The sequence below is a fragment of the Stenotrophomonas sp. 05L44_2 genome (genome assembly GCF_056665995.1).
In genome coordinates this window covers 1-2,225 of record NZ_JBFTNR010000687.1, presented here as the reverse complement: position 1 = coordinate 2,225, position 2,225 = coordinate 1, and the positions used below count along the sequence as shown (strand labels likewise).

3 protein-coding genes are annotated in these 2,225 nt (G+C 67.2%); all 3 read left to right on the top strand.

The window, feature by feature from the left end:
• On the top strand, positions 1-478 hold a 478-nt coding region (locus AC1VAN_RS19305; protein ID WP_480986489.1), incomplete at its 5' end, for an efflux RND transporter permease subunit.
• On the top strand, positions 471-1,010 hold the full coding sequence (locus AC1VAN_RS19300) for a GNAT family N-acetyltransferase (RefSeq protein WP_025874266.1): 540 nt from the start codon (positions 471-473) through the stop codon (positions 1,008-1,010). The genes AC1VAN_RS19305 and AC1VAN_RS19300, both read left to right, overlap by 8 nt.
• A gap of 234 nt (positions 1,011-1,244) precedes the next feature.
• Positions 1,245-2,225: alanine/glycine:cation symporter family protein (locus AC1VAN_RS19295; protein ID WP_480986488.1), on the top strand; the 981-nt coding region annotated here is incomplete at its 3' end.

Below are 2,225 nucleotides of genomic sequence, written 5' to 3'. Positions count from 1 at the left end.
GCTGACGATCATGCTGACCGTGCCGCTGGGCGTGCTCGGCGCGCTGGTTGGCCTGTGGCTGAGTGGCGGCACGGTGAACCTGTTCAGCCAGATCGGCATCGTCATGCTGGTCGGCCTGGCGGCCAAGAACGGCATCCTGATCGTCGAATTCGCCAACCAGCTGCGCGACGATGGCCGCAGCGTGCGCGAAGCGATCATCGAATCGGCGATGGTGCGCCTGCGTCCGATTCTGATGACTTCGATCGCCACCGTGGTCGGCGCCATCCCGCTGGTGGTGGCCGGTGGCCCGGGCTCGGCCAGCCGTGGCACCATCGGCATCGTGATCATCTTCGGCGTCACCCTGTCCACCTTCCTGTCGCTGTTCGTGGTGCCGGCGTTCTACGCGCGGCTGGCCCCGTACACCCGCTCGCCGGAGGCGGTGAAGCGCGAGCTGGAGAAGCAGGAGGCCGACTCGCCGTCGGTGGGTGGTCATGCCTGAGCCGGCGCGGATCCTGCACGGCGCAGGCTTCCTGCTGCGCCCCTGGCGCAGTGATGACCTGCAGTCGCTGCTGCATCACGCCAACGACGCGGACGTCTCGCGTGGGCTGCGTGACCGCTTCCCGTATCCGTACACCCGCGAGGATGGCGAAGCCTTCCTGGGCGGGCGCGTACTGGCCCCAGGCACGCTGAACCTGGCCATCGAGATAGAGGGCCAGGCCTGTGGCAGCGTTGGCGCCCAGCAGGGCGTGGCCGAGCGCGGGCATACCGCGGAACTGGGCTACTGGCTCGGCCAGGCTCATTGGGGGCAGGGCCTGATGACCGCTGTGGTCGGCCTGTTCGCGCCCTGGGTGATGGATGAGCTTGGCCTGTTCAGGCTGCAGGCCACGGTGGTCGACTTCAACCTGGGCTCGGCCCGGGTACTGGAAAAGAACGGTTTCCAGGAGGAGGGCGTGGAGCGCTGCGCCGTCTACAAGCGCGGCGTCCTGCATGACCTGCGCCGCTTCGCCCGGGTACGCAGGCAGCTGCCCTGATAGGCCGCCGGGCATGGCCCGGTGCTACCGTGGGGGCACGGTCATTGCCGGTCGCCGGGCATGGCCCGGCGCTACCCGTGGTGCGGCGGCATACCCGGTAGCGCCGGGCCATGCCCGGCGGAGAACACGCCCCCACATCCGGCGCTATCGCAGCGACCTTCGATCAGGGAGAATCGACCGGTCCCTTCCAGCCGACGGGACGTCCTCACAACCCGCCGACTGGAGAGAGCGCGCGTGGAAGCTACCGTACATTTCATCAACAGCATCATCTGGAGCAAGGCGCTGATCTTCATGTGCCTGGCCGCCGGCCTGTTCTTCAGCCTGCGCACCCGCTTCATGCAGATCCGTGGTTTCGTCGAGATGTGCCGCCTCACCGTGTCCGGTGAGAAGTCCGACGCCGGCGTGTCCTCGTTCCAGGCCCTGGCCATGTCGATGGCCGGCCGCATGGGCATCGGCAACATCGCCGGCGTGGCCACCGCCATCGCCTTCGGCGGCCCCGGCGCGATCTTCTGGATGTGGGTGATGGGCTTCCTCGGCGCCTCCACCTCGTATGTGGAATGCACCCTGGCGCAGATCTACAAGACCAAGGATGCCGAAGGCCGCTACCGCGGTGGCCCGGCCTACTACATCGAAAAAGCGATGGGCCTGAAGTGGTATGCCATGGCTTTCGCCATCGCCACGATCATCGCCGCCGGTTTCCTGATGCCCGGCGTGCAGGCCAACGCGATCGCCGACAGCGTCATCAACGCCTGCCGCGGTACCGCGCTGTGCGGTCCGCTCGATGGCCAGGCCTTCGGCATGGAATCGGCGCAGGCGCTGAAGCTGGGCATCGGCATCGTCGTCGCCCTGCTGCTGGGCGTGGTGATCTTCGGTGGCGTCAAGCGCATCGCCAACTTCGCCGAAGTGGTGGTGCCGTTCATGGCCGCCGGCTTCATCCTGATGGCCATCGTCATCATGATCATCAACTACGACCGCGTGCCGGAAATGTTCGGCATCATCTTCAAGAGCGCGTTCGGCACCCATGCCGCGTTCGGCGCGATGATGGGCCTGGCGGTGGAGTGGGGCATCAAGCGCGGCATCTACGCCAACGAGGCCGGCCAAGGCTCGGGTCCGCACGCTGCGGCGGCCTCGGAGGTCTCGCACCCGGCCAAGCAGGGTTACGTGCAGGCGTTCGCCATCTACTTCGACACCATGATGGTGTGCACCGCTACCGCC